Annotated in this window: 15 protein-coding genes and 3 tRNA genes; 15 read left to right on the forward strand and 3 right to left on the reverse strand. The window is 62.9% G+C overall.

Going from position 1 to position 20,149, the window contains the following annotated elements:
- Positions 1-40: 40 nt before the first annotated feature.
- On the forward strand, positions 41-2,248 hold the full coding sequence (locus QM996_RS05000) for an esterase-like activity of phytase family protein (RefSeq protein ID WP_500269541.1): 2,208 nt from the start codon (positions 41-43) through the stop codon (positions 2,246-2,248).
- 84 nt (positions 2,249-2,332) lie between these two features.
- Here the strand turns inward: QM996_RS05000 and QM996_RS05005 are convergent, their stop codons facing one another.
- Positions 2,333-2,809: a MarR family winged helix-turn-helix transcriptional regulator gene (locus tag QM996_RS05005; RefSeq protein ID WP_173518111.1), complete on the reverse strand. Its 477-nt coding sequence runs from the start codon at positions 2,807-2,809 to the stop codon at positions 2,333-2,335.
- Positions 2,810-3,080: 271 nt separating this feature from the next.
- Positions 3,081-4,919: a methyl-accepting chemotaxis protein gene (locus QM996_RS05010; RefSeq protein WP_500269542.1), complete on the reverse strand. Its 1,839-nt coding sequence runs from the start codon at positions 4,917-4,919 to the stop codon at positions 3,081-3,083.
- 380 nt (positions 4,920-5,299) lie between these two features.
- On the opposite strand from QM996_RS05010, the gene QM996_RS05015 reads away from it, so the two are divergent.
- The 3 genes from QM996_RS05015 (at position 5,300) to QM996_RS05025 (ending at position 10,522) form a co-directional block, all read left to right on the forward strand.
- Entirely contained in the window at positions 5,300-6,580 is a 1,281-nt protein-coding gene (locus QM996_RS05015; protein WP_500269543.1) for a metallophosphoesterase family protein, read from the forward strand.
- Positions 6,580-10,038 (forward strand): ATP-binding protein, encoded by a 3,459-nt coding sequence (locus QM996_RS05020; RefSeq protein WP_500269544.1) that lies wholly within the window; start codon positions 6,580-6,582, stop codon positions 10,036-10,038. Before QM996_RS05015 ends, QM996_RS05020 begins: the two co-directional genes overlap by 1 nt.
- Positions 10,039-10,123: 85 nt before the next feature.
- Complete coding sequence (locus QM996_RS05025; protein WP_500269545.1) at positions 10,124-10,522, forward strand: cupin domain-containing protein; 399 nt, start codon at positions 10,124-10,126, stop codon at positions 10,520-10,522.
- Positions 10,523-10,711: 189 nt separating this feature from the next.
- On the opposite strand, the gene QM996_RS05030 is transcribed toward QM996_RS05025, so the two are convergent.
- Positions 10,712-10,787, reverse strand: a tRNA-Val gene (locus QM996_RS05030).
- Between the two features lie 454 nt (positions 10,788-11,241).
- On the opposite strand from QM996_RS05030, the gene QM996_RS05035 reads away from it, so the two are divergent.
- From QM996_RS05035 to nuoG, 11 genes are all read left to right on the forward strand, one after another.
- A tRNA-Asp gene (locus QM996_RS05035) sits at positions 11,242-11,318 on the forward strand.
- A gap of 76 nt (positions 11,319-11,394) precedes the next feature.
- Positions 11,395-11,471 (forward strand) — tRNA-Asp (locus QM996_RS05040).
- A 293-nt stretch (positions 11,472-11,764) separates the two neighbouring features.
- Positions 11,765-12,130 (forward strand): NADH-quinone oxidoreductase subunit A, encoded by a 366-nt coding sequence (locus tag QM996_RS05045; protein ID WP_429808724.1) that lies wholly within the window; start codon positions 11,765-11,767, stop codon positions 12,128-12,130.
- Complete coding sequence (locus tag QM996_RS05050; protein ID WP_500269546.1) at positions 12,121-12,702, forward strand: NuoB/complex I 20 kDa subunit family protein; 582 nt, start codon at positions 12,121-12,123, stop codon at positions 12,700-12,702. Before QM996_RS05045 ends, QM996_RS05050 begins: the two co-directional genes overlap by 10 nt.
- An 18-nt stretch (positions 12,703-12,720) precedes the next feature.
- Positions 12,721-13,326 (forward strand): complex I 30 kDa subunit family protein, encoded by a 606-nt coding sequence (locus QM996_RS05055; protein ID WP_500269547.1) that lies wholly within the window; start codon positions 12,721-12,723, stop codon positions 13,324-13,326.
- A gap of 57 nt (positions 13,327-13,383) precedes the next feature.
- Entirely contained in the window at positions 13,384-14,574 is a 1,191-nt protein-coding gene (locus QM996_RS05060; protein ID WP_500269548.1) for an NADH-quinone oxidoreductase subunit D, read from the forward strand.
- The gene (locus QM996_RS05065; protein ID WP_500269549.1) at positions 14,574-14,831 is read left to right on the forward strand and encodes a hypothetical protein; all 258 of its coding nucleotides are present in this window, start codon (positions 14,574-14,576) and stop codon (positions 14,829-14,831) included. The genes QM996_RS05060 and QM996_RS05065 overlap by 1 nt, the downstream gene beginning before the upstream one ends.
- Before the next feature lie 16 nt (positions 14,832-14,847).
- The gene (locus QM996_RS05070; protein WP_500269550.1) at positions 14,848-15,975 is read left to right on the forward strand and encodes an NADH-quinone oxidoreductase subunit E; all 1,128 of its coding nucleotides are present in this window, start codon (positions 14,848-14,850) and stop codon (positions 15,973-15,975) included.
- Between the two features lie 11 nt (positions 15,976-15,986).
- Positions 15,987-17,291 (forward strand): NADH-quinone oxidoreductase subunit NuoF, encoded by a 1,305-nt coding sequence (gene nuoF / locus QM996_RS05075; protein ID WP_500269551.1) that lies wholly within the window; start codon positions 15,987-15,989, stop codon positions 17,289-17,291.
- Positions 17,292-17,297: 6 nt separating this feature from the next.
- On the forward strand, positions 17,298-17,948 hold the full coding sequence (locus QM996_RS05080) for a helix-hairpin-helix domain-containing protein (protein ID WP_500269552.1): 651 nt from the start codon (positions 17,298-17,300) through the stop codon (positions 17,946-17,948).
- 110 nt (positions 17,949-18,058) lie between these two features.
- The gene (gene nuoG, locus QM996_RS05085) at positions 18,059-20,140 is read left to right on the forward strand and encodes an NADH-quinone oxidoreductase subunit G family protein (RefSeq protein ID WP_500270254.1); all 2,082 of its coding nucleotides are present in this window, start codon (positions 18,059-18,061) and stop codon (positions 20,138-20,140) included.
- The last annotated feature ends 9 nt before the right edge of the window (positions 20,141-20,149 follow it).

Genomic DNA, 20,149 nt, shown 5'->3' on the forward strand with positions numbered 1-20,149 from the left:
TCCCCATCGCGCAGAAACCCCATGTTTTTCAGGTGTGTCCATGGGGGATTTTATGACCAATGCATCGCGCGTGGCGGCATTTGCCGCCGTCCTTCTCGCTTCCGCGGCTTTTCCCGCGGCGGCCGAGCCCGTATTCAACCGGATTGCATCCTTCGCCGTTGCCGACAATCTGCCTGAAGGCGACGCGCGCAAGGCGCCGACGTCTGCCGAGATCATCACGGCCAGCGAAGACGGCAATACGCTGATTTATTCGGACAGCCCGGGCAAGCGCGTCGGCCTGATCGACATCACCGATGCCAAGGCGCCGAAGGCTGCCGGCACGATCTCTTTCGATGGTGAGCCGACCTCCGTCACCGTTGCCGGCGCCAAGGCGCTCGTTGCGGTCAACACGCGCGAAAGCTTCGTCAAGCCTTCCGGTCTGCTCGCCGTGGTCGATCTCGCTTCGAAGAACGTCGAGGCAACCTGTGACCTCGGCGGTCAGCCGGACTCGGTCGCCGTCAACAAGGATCGCACGCTTGCAGCCATCGCCATTGAAAACGAGCGTGACGAGGATGTGAACGAAGGCAAGATCCCGCAGATGCCGGCCGGCGACCTGGTGATCCTGTCGCTGAAGGACGACGTTGCCGACTGCGGCTCGCTGAAGCGTGTGACACTGACAGGTCTTGCCGAAATCGCCGGCGAGGATCCGGAGCCGGAATTCGTCTCCTTCAACAGCAAGGATGAGATTGCGCTGACGCTGCAGGAAAACAACCACATCGTCATCATCGACGGCAAGACCGCGACGGTGAAGACGCATTTCTCCGCCGGTACGGTTGACCTCAAGGAGATCGACACCAAGCGCAACGGTGCGATTGCCTTCAAGGACGAACAGCTGGGCCGCAAGCGCGAGCCGGATGCGGTGAAGTGGCTCGACGACAATCGGATCGTCGTCGCCAACGAAGGTGATTACGAAGGCGGTTCGCGTGGTTTCACGATCTTTGATACGACCGGCAAGGTCCTCTTCGAATCGGGTGCGAGCTTCGAGCATGCCATTGCCGCGATCGGCCACTATCCGGAGAAGCGCTCTTCTGCCAAGGGCGTCGAGCCCGAGGGGCTGGACGCGGCGAAGTTCGGTGACGACAACCTGTTCTTCCTGCTCTCGGAGCGTGCTTCAGTCGTTGGCGTCTACAAGGACACCGGTGCGGAGCCTGAACTGCTGCAGTTGCTACCGTCGGGCATTTCGCCGGAAGGTGCTGTCGCCATCCCGTCGCGCAATCTGCTTGCGACCGCAAACGAAGTCGACCTCGTCGAGGACGGCGGCGCACGTTCGCACGTGATGATCTATGAGCGCGCTGAAGGCGAGGCAGCCTATCCGCAGATCCGCTCCGCCGAGAAGGACGGCCTGCCGGTCGGCTTCGGCGCACTCTCCGGTCTTGCTGCCGTCTCGGACAAGCCGGGTTTCCTGCGCGCCGTCAACGACTCGGTCTTCTCGTCGCAGCCGACGATCTTCACGATCGACGCAACGCAGAAGCCCGCTCTCATCACCGAAACGCTTACGATCACCCGGGACGGCGCGCCGGCTCAGAAGCTCGACATCGAGGGCATCGCCAATGACGGGGAAGGGGGCTTCTGGCTCGCATCCGAGGGCAACTCCGACAAGCTCTACAATCACGCGATCTTCCACGTGAACAAGAAGGGCGAGATCAAGAAGGAAATCGCTCTGCCTGAGGCGCTGCGTGCCGGCGAAACCCGCTTCGGCCTCGAAGGCATCACCGTCGTTGGCGAAGGCGACGACCAGACGCTGTGGATGGCTGTCCAACGCGAATGGAAGGATGACGAGAAGGGCTTCGTCAAACTCGTTTCCTATAAGCCTAAGAGTGAAGAGTGGGGCGCCGTGCGCTACCCGCTGGAAAAGGCCGGTGACGGCTGGGTCGGCCTCTCGGAAATCTCCGTTCATGGCGACTACGCCTATATCATCGAGCGCGACAACCTGATCGGCCAGGCAGCCAAGCTCAAGAAGATCTACCGCGTCGCGCTGACGGAACTGAGGCCGGCAACACTCGGTGGCGAACTGCCGGTCGTCAAGAAGGAAGAGGTACGTGACCTCATTCCGGACCTGAAGGCGCTGAACGGCTATGTCGTCGACAAGGTCGAAGGCTTCACTGTCGATGCCGCCGGTAATGGCTACGTCGTCACCGACAACGACGGTGTCGACGACTCCTCCGGCGAAACCCTGTTCTTCTCCATTGGCGCCATCAACGCGATGTAAGCGTTACGCCCGGAGAAAACGGAAGAGGCCGGGACATGACGCCCCGGCCTCTTTCAATTTCGGCACTGCATGGCTTGATAGCCGTTAGCGGGCGACAGCGATCTGTGCCGCCTCTTCGGCTTCGTCCTTGCGCTTGCGGATCTCGTCCGTCCTGTCCACGAGCTTGCCGACGATGTCGTAGAGGGCGTCTAGTTCCTCGTCGTCGAGCGCCGAGAAGATTTCCTCGAGCAGCTGCTTGCGTGGATGTTCGGCGGCCTCGAGAACGATGCGGCCGGTTTCGGTGATCGAGACGATCTTGGCGCGCCGGTCTTCTGGGTCCGGCTTGCGCATGACCAGGCGGTCACGTTCGAGACCGTCGATGGCTTCGGTGACCGTGCGCGGCGCGAAGTTCAGCGCGCAGGCGATATCGGTCGAGCGACAGGGGCCGAGCTTGCTGAGGAAGAAGAGGAACTTGCTCCGTGCCAGCGATACGCCTTCTTCGGTCATCGATTCGTTCACCAGCCGGTGGACCCGATGGTAGAGCTCGAACAGTCTGTCGGAAACTTCGAATGTCTTCTTCATGATCGTCATTGGAATTTCATGAGGTGCCATGTGAAATGGCAGTAACATTAGTGATAGTTACAATTACCGCATTTGTCGATACAAACCTCCGAGACTTCACGGTAAGCGCCGGACAGGCAAAGAAACGGCCGCCGTTTCCGGCGGCCGTTTCTGTTGGTTCGTCAAGATTTTCGTATTCCGCACACCGGCTACGATCGCTCGTCCACTTCACGGTCGGTTGCGATGTGTCCGGCGCCCGCCCGCGAAAACGAGGCTCTGGCCTGCGCGATTGTTATGCCGCCCGGCGCGTCGAGCCGGCGGACGGCGCGTTGCCATAGCCTTGAGCTTCTTCCAGCGTGAAGCGGGCGATCAGTTCGCGCAGGCGGCCAGCTTCCTGGGCAAGCGTGGCGCTTGCCGCATTGGCTTCCTCGACCATGGCGGCATTCTGCTGCGTCACCTGATCCATCTGGTTCACGGCCATGTTGACCTCCGACAGTCCGGCGGACTGCTCCTGCGCCGAGACGGCGATCGCATCCATATGCTGATTGATCGTGACGATGAAGCCTTCGATGGTGCGGAGTGCCTCGCCGGTCTCGCGCACGAGCCGGACACCACTCTCGACTTCGACGGCGGAGTTGCGGATCAGGTCCTTGATCTCCTTGGCCGCATTGGCCGAGCGCTGGGCAAGTTCGCGCACTTCCTGGGCGACGACGGCAAAACCCTTGCCGGCATCACCGGCGCGGGCCGCTTCGACGCCGGCATTCAGCGCCAGGAGGTTCGTCTGGAAGGCAATCTCGTCGATGACGCCGATGATGTTCGAGATCTGGCTCGACGAATGCTCGATTCGGCCCATGGCATCGACGGCGCCCGAGACGATTGCGCCGGACTTGCGGGCGCTTTTGTTTGCCTGGCTGGCGACCGCGCGGGCCTCGTTAGTGCGCTTCGATGAATTGCCGACATTGACGGTGATCTGGTCGAGGGCGGCCGCGGTCTCTTCCAGCGAAGCGGCCTGCTGTTCGGTCCGGCGCGACAGGTCGTCTGCGCTCTGGCTGACTTCGCGCGCACCACTGTCGATGCTGCCGGAGCTTACCGAAACGGCGGCAAGCGTGTCGGCAAGCTGGGCGACGGCCTGATTCAGGTCGTGGCGAAGCTGCTCGAAGTCCGGTGCGAAGGGTTCGTTGAGCTGGAAGGCGAGATCGCCGGAGGCCAGGCGGCGCAGACCGCCGGCCAGGCCGGCGGTCGCTTCCTGGAGACGGTGCTGGGCCGCGGCTTCCGCTTCTTCGGTCAGACGCCGGCGATCGGCCTCGGCGCGTGCGCGCTGCGCCTCAGCATCCGCTTCGAGCCGCTCGTTGGTGATTGCCGCCTGGCGGAAGACCTCGACGGCACGGGCCATCTCGCCGATTTCGTCCTTGCGGGCGCCGTAGGGGATGCTGCTGTCCGTGTCGCCCTCCGCAAGGCGCGCCATCGAACGGGTGATGATCTGGATCGGGCGGGCGATACCGCGCACGGCATAGAAAATGGCGCCGATCACGATGATGGCGGCAACGGCGATCACGGCCATCTCGATCATGCGGATCTGGTCATGCGTTGCCGAGCTTGCGGCAACGGCGGCATCGGCTCCGGCGACGTTGAGGGCGCGCATTTCCTTGATCGCCTCGTCGACCTTCTGCTCCGTCTCACGCATCTCGACCTTGAAGACGCTCTGCGCCTTCATGTTCTCGAGGTTGTTGGAGAGCTTGACCATGCCATCGGCGATGGAGAGGTAGGCCTGGAAGGCAGTGCGTACTTTCTCCAGCGCTGCCTTGTCGGCGTCCGTCACCATCAGCGCCGCATAGTCGTCGGCGAGCTTGTTGAAGCCTTCGACGGTCTGGCCGATGACTTTTTCCGCGGCCTTCTTCTCGAAGGGCGTCAGCGAGATCAGGTGGCGCGCAAACGCCATGCGCGTGTCGGAAAGCTGGGTTTCGAGCGCGCGGGAAAGCGAGACACGCGGCAGCCAGGTGGTGGCGATCTCGTTGTTGCGCTCGTTCATCATCTTGATGCCGCCGAGCGAGGAAACCGCAAGCGCCGCGACGATGACGGCGACCACGAGGAAAAGGGCAATGAGCGTGTGTGAAATCTTGAGCCGTGACATAGGTTCCCCCCGGAAGGACGGCCGTCCATAAAGCTGTACTTGATGAAGTCGTTCCGGCTCTTAATCGTCATGACGGAGCGGATGCCGAAGCAGGAATCATTCCGGTGCCCGGATGCGCCCTGAGCGCAGCCGGTGGAAACCTAGCGAACAAGATATTACAAAAACCCTAATCGATTAAAGTGAGTATAATCTGATATTTGCAGGTACTCAGACGGTGCGGTTGATCGTTCGGTTTCGTCAATCCTCTAGGGGATCTTCTGTTTAGTCTTGGCTTTACTTGGCCGGCCTGAAATGTGCTCGTCTATCACCGGCCAATCTCCCACGTGGATGAAGGGAGGCCGCTGATTGACGGGCACCGGCCTGCCGGGCCATGGTCGGCCATGCCCTTCCGCTTCGTCCATACCGCAGATCTTCATCTCGATTCGCCCTTCCGCAGCCTCGCCCTCAGAAACGCCGACCTCGCGGAGATCGTGCGCGGAGCGTCCCGGCGCGCCTTCGTCAAGATCGTCGATCTCTGCATCGCCGAAAAGGTCGATGCGCTGCTGATCGCGGGCGATCTCTATGACGGCAGCCAGACGTCGATGAACACGGCGTTGTTTCTCGGACGGGAGTTGCGCCGGCTGGATGAGGCGGGGATCCGGACGTTCATCATCCGCGGCAACCACGACGCCCAGTCGCAGGTCACCAACGAGCTTACTTTGCCGCCCTCGGCACATGTGTTCAAAGGCAAGGCAAAGGCCGTTCTCGCCAAGACCCTGGCAAACGGGCGCGACGTCTACGTGCACGGGGTAAGTTTCGCCAGTCCGCACGCGCCGGAAAGCCTGCTGCCGGCCTTTCAGCCGCCGATGCCGGGCGCGGTCAATATCGGCATGCTGCATACCAGCCTTGCCGGCGCCGCTGGCCATGATCCCTATGCGCCCTGCAGTACCGCCGACCTCGTGGCGCATGGTTTTGACTACTGGGCGCTCGGCCATATCCACCAACGCCAGATCCATGCAACAGGCCGTTTCGTCGTCATGCCCGGCATACCGCAGGGCCGCGACATCAACGAGGCCGGTGTGAAAAGCGTGACGCTGGTGGCGATCGATGACGACGGACGGACCGAGATTGCCGAGATGCCGATCGGCATCGCCAGTTTCGAGCGCCTGCCGGTCGATATCACCGGCCTCGCCGAGTGGAGCGATGTGCTCGATGCGGTCAGGCAGGCGCTTACGCGTGTCACTGTGGATACGGCGGCAGAAAACGTGATCCTGCGCGTAACGCTGACAGGGGCGACGGCGCTGGCCTGGCGCCTTCGCCGTGACTCGGACCTGTTGCGCGCCGAGATCGACAACATCGCGGCAGGCATCGTCGGTTGCTGGATCGAGAAGGTGGAACTCGCCTGCGGCAGTCCGCTCGCGGAAAAAACGGGTGCAATGGTGGATCCGGTCGACGAACTTGTGGCTCTCGTCGAGGCCGACGTTCTGCCCGCCCACGCCTTTCGCCAGGAGGTCCGGGCGGCCGTGGAAGATTTGCTGCAACAACTGCCTCCGGAGCTGCGCCAAGTTATGGCGCCTGACGAAGATGCGATCGAACGGCTCGCTTTCGATGCCAGCGCATCGGGAGGTATGGAGGTGCTTGCCCATCTTCATGGCGGCAGTGCCGGCGAGGGCAGCCACTGATGCGGCTTCGTGCGCTTGATCTCGTCCGCTATGGCAAATTCACCGATCGCCGCCTCGACTTTGGTGAGAGTGCGGCCGACGTGCCCGATCTGCACATCGTCTACGGTCCGAACGAAGCGGGCAAATCGACTCTTTTTTCTGGCTTCCTCGATCTGCTCTTCGGGATAGAGCACTCGAGCCCCTATGGGTTCCTGCATCCCTATCCGACGATGCGCGTCGGCGGCACACTCACGGCGGCCGATCGGACTCACCGCGTGTTCCGGATCAAACGCAAGACGAACTCGCTGGTTGCTGCAGATGATCAGCCGCTGCCCGACAATCTCTTCTCCGGAGCGCTGGGCGCAATCGACCGCGACACCTATCAGACGATGTTTTCGCTCGATGACGAGAGCATCGAGAAGGGCGGCGAGGCGATCCTGAAGAGCGAGGGCGAGCTTGGATCGCTGTTGTTCTCCGCAAGCTCGGGGCTGCCGGACAGCACGGCGATCCTTGCGGCCTTGCGTGGCCAGGCGGACGCCTTCTATCGGCCACAGGCGCGTAAGCATCAGCTTGCCGAGCTGAAGGCGCAGCTTGATGCTTTGAGGACCGAACGAAACACTCTCGATATCAATGCACGCGAATATGCGGCGCTGCGCAAGACGCTGGCGCAAGCACGCGACCGTCACGAGGAGGCGATCACACGCCGCGCCGAGCTTCGGGTCGCGCGGGCTCGATTGAAGACTGAGATCGACGCAATGCCGCACCTTGGCCGGTTGCGTGCACTTCGCATGGAGCTGGCGAGCGCGCCGGTGTTGCCGGTTCCGCCGGCCGAATGGGCAACCGAACTGCCGGCGCTTCGCCGCCAGGAAGCGGAGATCGAGGTCAGGCTCCGGCAAAACGAAAGCGAGATGAAGCATCGTCGTGATGCGCTCGAACAATTACCACTCGATAAGGAAGGGCTGTGCCTCGCCGAACGGCTGACGGCGCTGCAGGAGACAGCACTCGATGCGCGCTATGTCACTGCCGCGCGCGACATGCCGTCGCGGCTGGACGAACTGGCGAGAACGTCGACGGAGATCGCCGGCTGCTTGCTGCGGCTCGGCGAACCGGCGGACCGCGAACCCGCCGAGCTGCTGCTGCCGGCAGGGGTTGGCGCGCGGCTTCAGGATCTCGCGCGCCGGCACTCTGCCCTTGCCGAACGGTGCACGTCCGCCCGGCACGAAGTGCGGGCGGCCGCCGAGGAAAATCGGGTCGCTGAATGTGAACTGGCGCGGATCGATGGAGAAGGGGGACCAGCGGATGCCTCGGGTCTTGCCGGGCGGCTGACGCTGCTGCGTCGCAGCGACTGTCTGATGCGGAAACAGGCCGCCGCGCAGTCGCTGGATCGGCTGGAGGCGGAACTTGCCGACAAACTGTTGCTGCTGCAACCTTTTGCCGGAAGCGCCGATGATCTCCTGGCGCTTGGTGTTCCCGCACCCGGAGCGCTTGAGACCTGGCGCAAGGCGGCCGCCACATTGGAGGAACGGCAAGCGCGCCTGTCCGATCGCATCGCCGGCGAGCAGGAACTGCTTGCCGGCGAGGAGGCGCGGCTGGACGCGCTCTCTGTCGTCGGCGGCACTCTGGACGATGTTTCGGCCGCGGCGCTGCGTCGTCATCGTGACGAGGCCTGGGAACGGCACAAGGACCGGCTCCTCCACGAAACGGCCGTCGTTTTCGAAGAGGCGATGGGTAGGGATGACGAGGTCACCGCGCTGCGCCTCGCCGAAACGGCGCGGCTCGCCGAGACGCGCGGCCTGTCCCTTTCGCTCGCCGAGCGACGCGCCCGGCTCGCGGCGCTCAGTGAACAGCAGCAGCGATGCAGCGAGGAAGGGGTGGCCCAAGCGCAGGTTCTCGGAGGCGTCGCGACGTCGTGCGGCTTACCCAGCGTCACGAGTTTGCCGCAACTGGAGGCCTGGCTTGCCGTTCGGATTTCGGCGCTCGAGATTCGCGCGCAATTGCGTATGGCGCGCCTGGAATTTGAGCGGGCGCATGCCGAGGAAGCCGAAGCGATTCGCGGGCTCAGCGACGAGCTCGCCGGCATCGGCATGGAAGAAGGGCTGCCGGAGCGGCTCGACGATCTTCTGCTGATCGCCGAGCGGGTCGTATCGCAAGCGCAAGCCGCAGCCGCCGCCCGCAACGCGGCCCGCGAGGCGGTGAAGCGCGGCGCAACGGTTCTTGAAGCCCGGCGTTCGACCCTTGATCTTGCCGAGGCAGAGGGGGCCGCCTGGCAGGAGCAGTGGAATGCGCTTCTCGCCAAGAGCTGGCTTGCCGAACGCAGCGAACAACTCGTGCCGGAGCAGATTGGCGCGATGCTCGCTATCCTGCAGGACCTGGACAAGCTCGCACAGCGCAAGGCCGACCTCGAATATCGCATCGCCGGCATGCGCAAGGATCAGGCGGCTTTCGAGCGCGATATCGCCGACCTTGCCGGCGCATCCGCGACAGACGATACGCTCGCAACGTTTGCGATGCTCAAAGCGCGTGCCGCTGAGGCGCAGCGGATTGCCGATCGTCGGGCGACCGTTCTGTCGGAACTGGCCCGATTGGAGGAAGAGCGGCGAGAAATCTGTGGCGCACGCGAGCTTCATGGCGCGCGCCGGCGCCTCGTTACTGAGTTCTTCGCGTGCGATACACTCGAGGAAGCTGCGCAGCAGTTCGAAATCGCGCGTGAGCAGGAGCGCCTGCGCCAGCGTATCGCCGAATTGGAAGCGGACCTTGTATCTCGACTTGGCGTCGCTAACAGCGAGGAGGCCGAGGCGTTGTTCGCGGAGTTCGATGACGCCGCGGTCCGGTTGGAATTGGCGCGGCTCGACGCGGCGCTCGAAGACAGCGACCGCGACGTCAGCGAGTTGCATACGGATATGCGCGGCAAGGAGAAGGCGCTCGCCGATGTCGAAGGCGGGGATACGGTGGCCGAGCTCGATCAGAAGCGGCGAACGCTGCTGCTTGACATCGAGAGCAAGGCGCTCGCCTATCTGCGGCTCCGGGCAGGCGTCATCGCGGCGGAAACGGCGCTTCGGCTTTTCCGCGAGCGGCACCGCAGCGCAATGATGCGCCGGGCCTCGGAAACCTTCAGCCGCATCAGCGGCGGCGAATATTCCGGCCTGTCGGCGCAATCCGACAGGGGGCAGGAGTTCCTGATCGCCAACGCCGCCGGAGCCGGATCGAAACTTGCCAAGGATCTCTCCAAAGGCACCCGATTCCAACTCTACCTGGCGCTCAGAATCGCCGGCTATCACGAAATCGCGGCAGCACGCGAATCGCTGCCCTTCATCGCCGACGACATCATGGAGACCTTCGACGACGGGCGCGCCGGCCGCGCCTTCGAGCAGATGGCGGCAATGGCACGCGTGGGCCAGGTGATCTATCTGACGCACCACGAACATCTGTGCGAGATCGCCCGTACTGCCTGCCCGACTGTGACAATCCACAGGTTATGATAGGGTCGCGGAAAGGCGGTGCCTGTTCGCCGTGACGCACTTTCGCTAACGGAAGCGCCGCAAGCGAAAACCGGAGGAACGAGAGATGGAGATCATACCCGGTGGATCGAGACCTTCGATGCGCGCTCCGGCGGAGTATTTCACCGGCACCGTGCGGCAGGACCCGGTCATCGAGGCCGCAGATCCGGCGCGGGTCCGCGCCGTCAGCGTTACCTTCGAGCCGGGCGCCCGCACCGCCTGGCACACCCATCCGCTCGGCCAGACATTGGTCGTGACCGCCGGTCGCGGCCTGGCCCAAAGTTGGGGCGGCCCCGTGCGCGAGATTCGCGTGGGTGATGTCGTCTGGTTCCCGCCGGGCGAAAAGCACTGGCATGGTGCCGCGCCCGAGACCGCAATGGTGCATCTGGCGATTCAGGAAGCGCTCGACGGCAAGGCTGTGGATTGGCTGGAACATGTAACCGACGAGCAGTATCGCGGCGCGTAGGTGCGCCGCGCCGGTCGGCGCATCCGGCGAAAAATTGGCGGTCTTCGATCGTGATTGTCGAGGCCGTGATTCTTGCCCGCTTAAAGCGCAGCGCCCATCTTGAAAAAGATTATGAAAGGCAGGCGCGAGCGGCGCTCGAATACACAGCGATGCCGCAAATGTATGGATGTCGATCTTCGGGGAGAATAATGGTGGGCGATGAGAGACTCGAACTCCCGACATCCTCGGTGTAAACGAGGCGCTCTACCAACTGAGCTAATCGCCCTTCCGCATCCGGACCGGATCAGTCCGCCGCGTCGGTGGCCGTGATCTAGGCGTAACCGAATAAAACCGCAAGAGCATTTGTATCGTTTTTATGATTTTTTTTGTTGCGGGTCGTACAACGCCCTGAATTGCCGGGGTTCGCGCTTTGTGGACAAGTGAGTGGGATCTTGGCCGTCCCGCGCGGCGGGGGAGGGAGAGAGGCAAAGATTCGCCGTTCGGCACTGTCGGACGCGATAGAAGAGGTGACCGGAGTGGGCCTGTGCCTGCGTCGTGCATCCGATCCAGCCTTCTGAACTTTGCCGTCACCCCTGGCCTGTGGATCATTTTTCGTTCCGTCATGGATTTGTCTTCAAACACGCTTGACACCCCAATGCGAACCGCTTAGTTAGCCGCTCATCGAACGGGCAAGCCCGCTCGGTGCCGGGGCGGAAACGCTCCAACCAAGTCAAGATGATGCGGGTGTAGCTCAGTCGGTTAGAGTGCCGGCCTGTCACGCCGGAGGTCGCGGGTTCGAGCCCCGTCACTCGCGCCACTCTTGATCTGGTCCTGCCTAGGCATTCTCATGGATGGCCAATGGTGGTAATAATGATCGTTCGCGGTCATCATGCGCGGGTGTAGCTCAGTCGGTTAGAGTGCCGGCCTGTCACGCCGGAGGTCGCGGGTTCGAGCCCCGTCACTCGCGCCACTTCCTCTTGAATTTTCCCGTTTCTGTGCTGTGCGGCTGAATTTGTGCGCTGCGGCAATCTGTCTCGCATTGCCGCTGTTTACGGTAAAGTCGGCGATGGCCCGTGATTCCGAGCTTTGTCGCGCCCACCCATTCGATCCTGTGCCGTGAACCGGTTTAAATGACCCTTGAAGGCTTGCGCGCAGGCGCGGCCTGCGCTAACCACTCTGGCGTTGCAACATATTTTTCGGCCTGCGAGATCTGTTGTTTTGGTGCTCTCCCATGCGCCCTCCCGCAGGCAGGGACGGATAACAATGACTGAACTTCTCGGTTCCTACGTTCCGATCGCGATTTTCATTGGAATCGCATTGGTGATCGGCCTGGCGCTTCTGATTGCTCCCTTCGCCGTCGCCTTCAAGGCTCCTGATTCGGAAAAGCTGTCGGCCTATGAGTGCGGCTTCAATGCGTTCGATGACGCCCGCATGAAGTTCGACATCCGCTTCTATCTCGTGTCGATCCTCTTCATCATCTTCGATCTTGAAGTCGCCTTCCTCTTCCCCTGGGCGGTTTCGTTCCATGATCTGGGCTGGTTCGGCTTCTGGTCGATGATGGTCTTCCTCGCTGTGCTGACGATCGGCTTTGTCTATGAATGGAAGAAGGGAGCGCTGGAATGGAACTAGCATCATCCGGCACCACGCTCGTTGCGCCCAAGCCGAAGGGGATCATCGATCCCTCCACCGGCAAGCCGATTGGCAGCAATGACGCATTCTTCGGCGAGATCAACAACGAGCTCGCCGACAAGGGTTTTCTCGTTACTTCGACGGACGAGCTCATCAATTGGGCCCGTACCGGCTCGCTGATGTGGATGACGTTCGGTCTCGCCTGCTGCGCGGTCGAGATGATGCAGATGTCGATGCCGCGCTACGATGCCGAGCGTTTCGGTTTTGCGCCGCGCGCCTCACCGCGCCAGTCCGACGTCATGATCGTCGCCGGCACGCTGACCAACAAGATGGCGCCTGCGCTTCGCAAGGTCTATGACCAGATGCCGGAGCCGCGTTACGTCATCTCGATGGGCTCCTGCGCCAATGGCGGCGGTTATTATCACTATTCCTATTCGGTTGTTCGCGGCTGCGACCGCGTCGTTCCGGTCGATATCTACGTGCCAGGCTGTCCTCCCACGGCAGAAGCGCTGCTTTATGGCGTGCTTCTGCTGCAGAAGAAGATCCGCCGGACCGGCACGATCGAGCGCTAAGGGCAGAGGGTCTTTGATATGAGTGAAGCCCTGAACGAGCTTGCGTCCTACCTGCGCGAAACGCGCGGCGCGCTGATCTCCGACGCATCGCTGAACTATGGCGAACTGACGCTGACGACGACGGCTGCCAACGTCATCGCGCTGCTCACTTTCCTGCGCGACGATGTCCAGTGCGCCTTCGTCAACCTCGTCGATGTCTGCGGCGTCGACTGGCCGCAGCGGCCGGATCGCTTCGATGTCGTCTATCACCTGCTGTCGCCGCGCCAGAACCTGCGCGTGCGCGTCAAGGTCTCGACCGGCGAGAACGAGCCGGTGCCGTCGGCGACGCCGGTCTATCCCGGCGCCGACTGGTTTGAGCGCGAAGCCTACGACATGTACGGCATCCTGTTCACCGGCCATCCGGACCTGCGCCGCATCCTGACGGACTACGGTTTCGAAGGGTATCCGCTGCGCAAGGACTTTCCGGTCACCGGTTTTGTCGAGGTGCGCTATGACGACGAAGCCAAGCGTGTCGTCTACGAACCCGTCGAGCTGAAGCAGGAATTCCGCAACTTCGACTTCCTCTCTCCCTGGGAAGGCACGGACTACGTGCTGCCCGGCGACGAGAAGGCGAAAGCACGGTGAGACTAAGTGGCCCGCGGTAGCCGTTGAACGGCTGCCGTCCGGCCTGGAGCAATCGGTATGACCGAACATAACGTCCGCAACTTCAACATCAACTTTGGTCCGCAGCATCCGGCGGCGCACGGCGTTCTTCGTCTGGTGCTCGAGCTTGATGGCGAAATCGTCGAACGCGTCGACCCGCATATCGGCCTTCTGCACCGCGGCACCGAGAAGCTGATCGAGACCAAGACCTATCTGCAGGCCGTGCCCTATTTCGACCGCCTCGACTACGTGGCGCCGATGAACCAGGAGCACGCTTTCGCGCTTGCGGTCGAGAAGCTGACGGGCACGGAAGTCCCGATCCGCGGCCAGCTCATCCGCGTTCTCTATTCGGAAATCGGCCGCATCCTTTCGCACCTCCTGAACGTCACCACGCAGGCCATGGACGTCGGTGCGCTGACGCCGCCGCTCTGGGGTTTCGAAGAGCGCGAAAAGCTGATGGTGTTCTATGAGCGTGCCTGTGGCGCGCGCATGCACTCGGCCTATTTCCGTCCGGGAGGCGTCCACCAGGACCTGCCGCACGAGCTGGTCGAAGACATCGGCAAGTGGATCGATCCGTTCCTGAAGACCGTCGACGACATCGACGAACTCTTGACCGGTAACCGCATCTTCAAGCAGCGCAACGTCGACATCGGCGTCGTCAAGCTCGATGACGCCTGGGCCTGGGGCTTCTCGGGCGTCATGGTGCGCGGCTCGGGCGCTGCCTGGGACCTGCGCCGCTCGCAGCCCTACGAATGCTACTCGGATCTCGAATTCGATATCCCGATCGGCAAGAACGGCGACTGCTTCGACCGCTACCTGATCCGCATGATCGAGATGCGCCAGTCGGCGCGCATCATGCGCCAGTGCGTCGATCGCCTGCTCGGCGATGCCAAGGTCGGTCCGGTTTCGTCGCTCGACGGCAAGATCGTTCCGCCGAAGCGCGGCGAGATGAAGCGTTCGATGGAAGCGCTGATCCACCACTTCAAGCTCTACACCGAAGGCTATCACGTGCCGGCCGGCGAAGTTTACGCCGCCGTCGAAGCGCCGAAGGGCGAGTTTGGCGTCTATCTCGTCTCCGACGGCACCAACAAGCCCTATCGCTGCAAGATTCGTGCGCCGGGTTACGCACATCTCCAGGCGATGGATTTCATCTGTCGCGGTCACCAGCTTGCCGACGTTTCGGCCGTGCTGGGCTCCCTCGATATCGTGTTCGGTGAGGTAGACCGCTGATGCGTCTCGTGCCCCTGGCCACGCTTGCTCTTCTCGCTTTCGCATCGGCCGCTCCTGCGCAGGAGTCGGTCGACAGCGGCGCGACGTCGGGTGGCATGCGCGGGGGCTCGATGGCCGACCTCGTGGCCAAGGGCTACGAGATCAAGGCCGCGGTCGCCAATGGCACGCGCTACATCGTATTTTTGCAGAAAGACCAGTCAGCCTATGCCTGCGAATTCGTCTCGGTGACGAAATCGCGGTGCGGTTCGATTAACTGATAAGGTGTCCACTAGAATGTCCGTTCGTCGACTAGCCGAAGACACCGTCCAGCCAGCGAGCTTTGCCTTCAGCAAGGAGAACGCCGCCTGGGCGAAGGAAACGATCAAGAAATACCCCAAGGGTCGTGAGCAGTCCGCCGTCATCCCGCTGTTGATGCGCGCTCAGGATCAGGACGGCTGGGTCACGAAGGCGGCGATCGAGTCGATCGCCGACATGCTCGGCATGGCCTATATCCGCGTGCTCGAAGTTGCGACCTTCTACACCCAGTTCCAGCTTAAGCCGGTCGGCACGCGCGCCCACGTCCAGGTTTGCGGCACGACGCCCTGCATGCTGCGTGGCGCCGAAGACCTGATCAAGGTCTGCAAGAGCAAGATCGCGCATGACCCCTTCACGCTCAACGAAAGCGGCACGCTCTCCTGGGAAGAGGTCGAATGTCAGGGCGCCTGCGTCAACGCGCCGATGGTCATGATCTTCAAGGATACCTTCGAAGACCTGACGCCCGAGAAGCTCGAGCAGATCATCGACCGTTTCGAAGCAGGCAAGGGCGCCGAAGTTACCCCCGGTCCGCAGATCGACCGCATCTATTCAGCGCCGGAAGGCGGCCTGACGACGCTGATGACGGCCGATCCGGCTCCGACCAAGGCTGCGGCCAGCGCCAAGAAGGTCAATGACGGGCCGGCCGTTTCCGTGCCGCCGTCGAATGCCGCCCGCGCCAAGACCGCTTCGGCCGTGACCGACGCATCGCTGAAGACCCCGGCGACGGCAAAGGCGGAAGCCGCTGCCAACGCCAAGGTCGAAGGTGACACCGTCGACAAATCGAAGCCGGCCAAGGCTGCCGCCGTTGCCGGCAAGCCTTCGCTCGAGGACAAGAACCGCCCAGCAGGCATCGAAAAGCCGGCAGCCGTCGACGACCTCAAGCTGATCTCCGGCGTCGGTCCGAAGATCGAGGGCACGCTGAACGAACTGGGCATCTACACCTACGCGCAAGTTGCTTCGTGGAAGAAGGCGGAGCGCGAATGGGTCGACGGATACCTGAATTTCAAGGGCCGCATCGAACGCGACGACTGGGTCAAGCAGGCCAAGGCGCTCGCCAAGGGTGGCGAAGCCGAATACATCAAGGTCTTCGGCAAGAAGCCGCGGTAAAGAGGTGAATTATGCTCAGAGATGAAGACCGCATCTTTACCAACATCTACGGCCTCAAGGACAAATCCCTGAAGGGCGCCATGGCGCGCGGCCACTGGGACGGCACCAAGCAGTTGCTCGAAAAGGGCCGTGACTGGATCGTCAACGAGGTGAAGGCCTCCGGCCTTCGCGGCCGTGGCGGCGCCGGCTTCCCGACGGGCCTCAAGTGGTCCTTCATGCCGAAGGAAAGCGATGGCCGTCCGCATTATCTCGTTGTCAACGCCGACGAGTCCGAGCCCGGCACCTGCAAGGACCGTGACATCATGCGTCACGATCCGCACACCCTGATCGAAGGCTGCGTCGTCGCCAGCTTCGCCATGGGTGCGCATGTCGCCTATATCTACGTTCGCGGCGAGTTCATCCGCGAGCGCGAGGCGCTGCAGGCGGCGATCGACGAGTGCTACGCCTACGGCCTGCTCGGCAAGAACAACAAGCTAGGCTACGACATCGACATTTACGTGCACCATGGTGCCGGCGCCTACATCTGTGGCGAAGAAACCGCACTGCTCGAAAGCCTCGAAGGCAAGAAGGGCCAGCCGCGCCTGAAGCCGCCGTTCCCGGCCAACATGGGCCTCTACGGCTGCCCGACGACCGTCAACAACGTCGAGTCGATCGCGGTCACCCCGACCATACTGCGTCGCGGCGCCGGCTGGTACACGGGCTTCGGCCGTCCGAACAACCACGGCACCAAGCTCTATTCGGTTTCCGGTCACGTCAACCGCCCGTGCACGGTCGAAGACGCGATGTCGATTCCGTTCCATGAGCTGATCGAAAAGCACTGTGGCGGCATTCGCGGCGGCTGGGACAACCTGCTCGCCGTCATCCCCGGTGGTTCGTCCGTCCCCTGCGTGCCCGGCGCGCAGATGAAGGACGCGATCATGGACTATGACGGTCTGCGCGAACTCGGCTCGGGTCTCGGCACCGCCGCCGTCATCGTCATGGACAAGTCGACCGACATTATCAAGGCGATCTGGCGCCTCTCGGCTTTCTACAAGCACGAGAGCTGCGGCCAGTGCACGCCGTGCCGCGAAGGCACCGGCTGGATGATGCGCGTGATGGAACGCATGGTTCAGGGCCGCGCCCAGAAGCGCGAGATCGACATGCTGTTCGACGTCACCAAGCAGGTGGAAGGCCACACGATCTGCGCGCTCGGCGACGCAGCCGCCTGGCCGATCCAGGGCCTGATCAAGCATTTCCGTCCGGAAATGGAAAAACGCATCGACGAGTACACGCGCAATGCCTCGTCGCACGGCGCGGTTCTGGAAGCGGCGGAGTAACGGACGATGGCCGGCGCACGCGGAGAGGGACAGATGAAGGGGCAGGCCGAAACAGGCATTCCGTTCGCACGTCCGCTTGGCGGCGATCCGGCCGATCCCTTCGGCGTGGCCGAATGGATGAAGGGCCTGCCGCAGGTGCCGTTGCATCCGCTTATCGTTCACCCGGCTGCCGCGGTCGCGGCAGCGACCGCGATCGGCTTCGGCCTCACGAGCCACATTGCAGGCGCCATGTTCGGCGCGATGCAGGGGGCGGTCGAGGCGGCTCAGAAGCGGACGGAACCCGCAGTGTCTGGCGCGACGGCCCCGGTTGTCGCAAAGACGGTACAAGCCGAAGCAAAGCCGGAACCGGTCGCCAGGCCGTCCGCGGGCGCCAAGCGCGTTGCGGCGAAGCCGGTGGTTGATAAGGCCGCCGTCGAGAAGCCGGTTAAGGCTCGCGCGGCGCGGGCCAAGGCGAAGGCCGCTGACGACCTCAAGCGGATTTCCGGTATCGGCCCGAAGCTCGAGCAGGTGCTGAACGCGAAGGGTATCAGCGGTTTTGCCGACATTGCCGGCTGGAGCGAGGCGGACGTTGCCCGCTTCGATGACGAACTCGGTTTCGGCGGCCGGATCAAGCGGGATGACTGGGTTGGACAGGCCAAGGCGCTGAAAGGCGCGTGAGACAATAGGGGCGGGGACCTGAGACGGTCATCGCCCGCAAGCAGCAAGGCTGTGTTGGAATTGTCCGTCGCCGGAAGGCCGATGGACGGAAGACAGGATTGAGTACGAAGATGGCAAAGCTGAAAGTCGACGGAAAAGAGATCGAGGTACCGGATCATTTCACGCTGCTTCAGGCGTGCGAAGAGGCCGGAGCCGAGGTTCCGCGCTTCTGTTTCCACGAGCGGCTTTCGGTCGCCGGCAACTGCCGCATGTGTCTGGTCGAGGTGAAGGGAGGGCCGCCGAAGCCGGCCGCCTCCTGCGCCATGGGCGTGCGTGACCTTCGTCCGGGCCCGAACGGCGAAGCGCCGGAAGTCTTCACGACCACGCCGATGGTCAAGAAGGCCCGCGAAGGCGTGATGGAATTCCTGCTGATCAACCATCCGCTCGACTGCCCGATCTGCGACCAGGGCGGCGAATGCGACCTTCAGGACCAGGCGATGGCCTTCGGCATCGACAGTTCGCGCTATCAGGAAAACAAGCGCGCCGTCGAAGACAAGTACATCGGCCCGCTCGTCAAGACCGTGATGAACCGCTGCATCCACTGCACGCGCTGCGTCCGCTTCACGACCGAAGTTGCCGGCATTGCCGAGCTTGGCCTGATCGGCCGCGGCGAAGACGCCGAGATCACCACCTATCTCGAGCAGGCGATGACCTCTGAACTGCAGGGCAACGTCGTCGACCTCTGCCCGGTCGGCGCGCTGACCTCGAAGCCCTTCGCCTTCACCGCCCGCCCGTGGGAGCTGAACAAGACCGAATCCATCGACGTGATGGATGCGCTGGGTTCTGCGATCCGCGTCGATACCCGCGGCCGCGAAGTCATGCGCATCATGCCGCGCGTCAACGAAGACATCAACGAAGAGTGGATCTCCGACAAGAGCCGCTTCATCTGGGACGGCCTGAAGACCCAGCGCCTCGATCGTCCCTACGTCAAGAAGGACGGCCGCCTGCAGCCGGCGACCTGGGGCGAAGCCTTCCAGGCGGTCAAGGCTGCCGTTGCCAAGACCTCCGGCGACAAGATCGGCGCCATTGCCGGCGACCTCGCTTCGGTCGAGGAAATGTTTGCACTGAAGAGCCTGATCGCAGCGCTCGGCTCCGAGAGCGTCGACTGCCGCCAGGATGGCGCAGCGCTCGACCCGTCGCTTGGCCGCGCCAGCTACATCTTCAACCCGACGATCGCCGGCATCGAAAGCGCCGATGCTCTGTTGATCATCGGCTCCAACCCGCGCTTCGAGGCTTCCGTCCTCAACGCCCGTATCCGCAAGCGCTACCGCATGGGCAATTTCCCGATCGCCGTGATCGGCGAGCCCGGTGAGCTGCGCTACGAATACGAATATCTCGGCGCCGGTACCGAGACGCTGGCCGAACTCGTCTCCGGCAAGGGCAAGTTCGCCGCAACGCTGAAGAAGGCTCAGCGCCCGATGATCATCATCGGCCAGGGCGCGATCGCAGGGGAGGGCGGTGCTGCCGTTCTCGCTGCTGCCGCCCAGCTCGCGGGCGCTGTCGGTGCAGTCACCGCCGATTGGAACGGTTTTGCCGTCCTTCACACGGCCGCTTCCCGCGTCGGCGGTCTCGACCTCGGTTTCGTGCCGGGTGCGAACGGCAAGTCGGCCGCCGAAATGGTTACCGCTTCCGACGTTCTCTTCCTGCTCGGTGCCGACGAGATCGATCTTTCGGCGCGCAAGTCCGGATTCACGGTCTATATCGGCTCGCACGGCGACAACGGCGCGCATGCCGCCGACGTCATCCTGCCGGGCGCAACCTACACCGAAAAGTCCGGCACCTGGGTCAACACCGAGGGTCGCGTTCAGGTCGGCAACCGCGCCGGCTTCGCACCAGGCGATGCACGCGAGGACTGGGCGATCATCCGCGCACTCTCCGACGTTCTCGGCAAGAAGCTGCCCTTTGATTCGCTTGGCGAATTGCGCCAGAAGCTCTATGCGGCCCACCCGCATTTCGCTGATGTCGACGCGATCGCGACCGGTAACGGCGACGAAATTGCCGCACTCGGCCAAAAAGCCGGTGAGATGGGCAAATCCGTGTTTGCGTCTCCGGTCAAAGACTTCTATTTGACGAACCCGATAGCGCGCGCATCCGCCGTCATGGCCGAATGCTCGGCTTTGGCACGCAACAATTTCAAAGCTGCGGCGGAATGAGCGCGAGGG

It is taken from the genome of Sinorhizobium chiapasense (assembly GCF_045277575.1).
Lineage (GTDB): Bacteria > Pseudomonadota > Alphaproteobacteria > Rhizobiales > Rhizobiaceae > Ensifer > Ensifer chiapasense_A.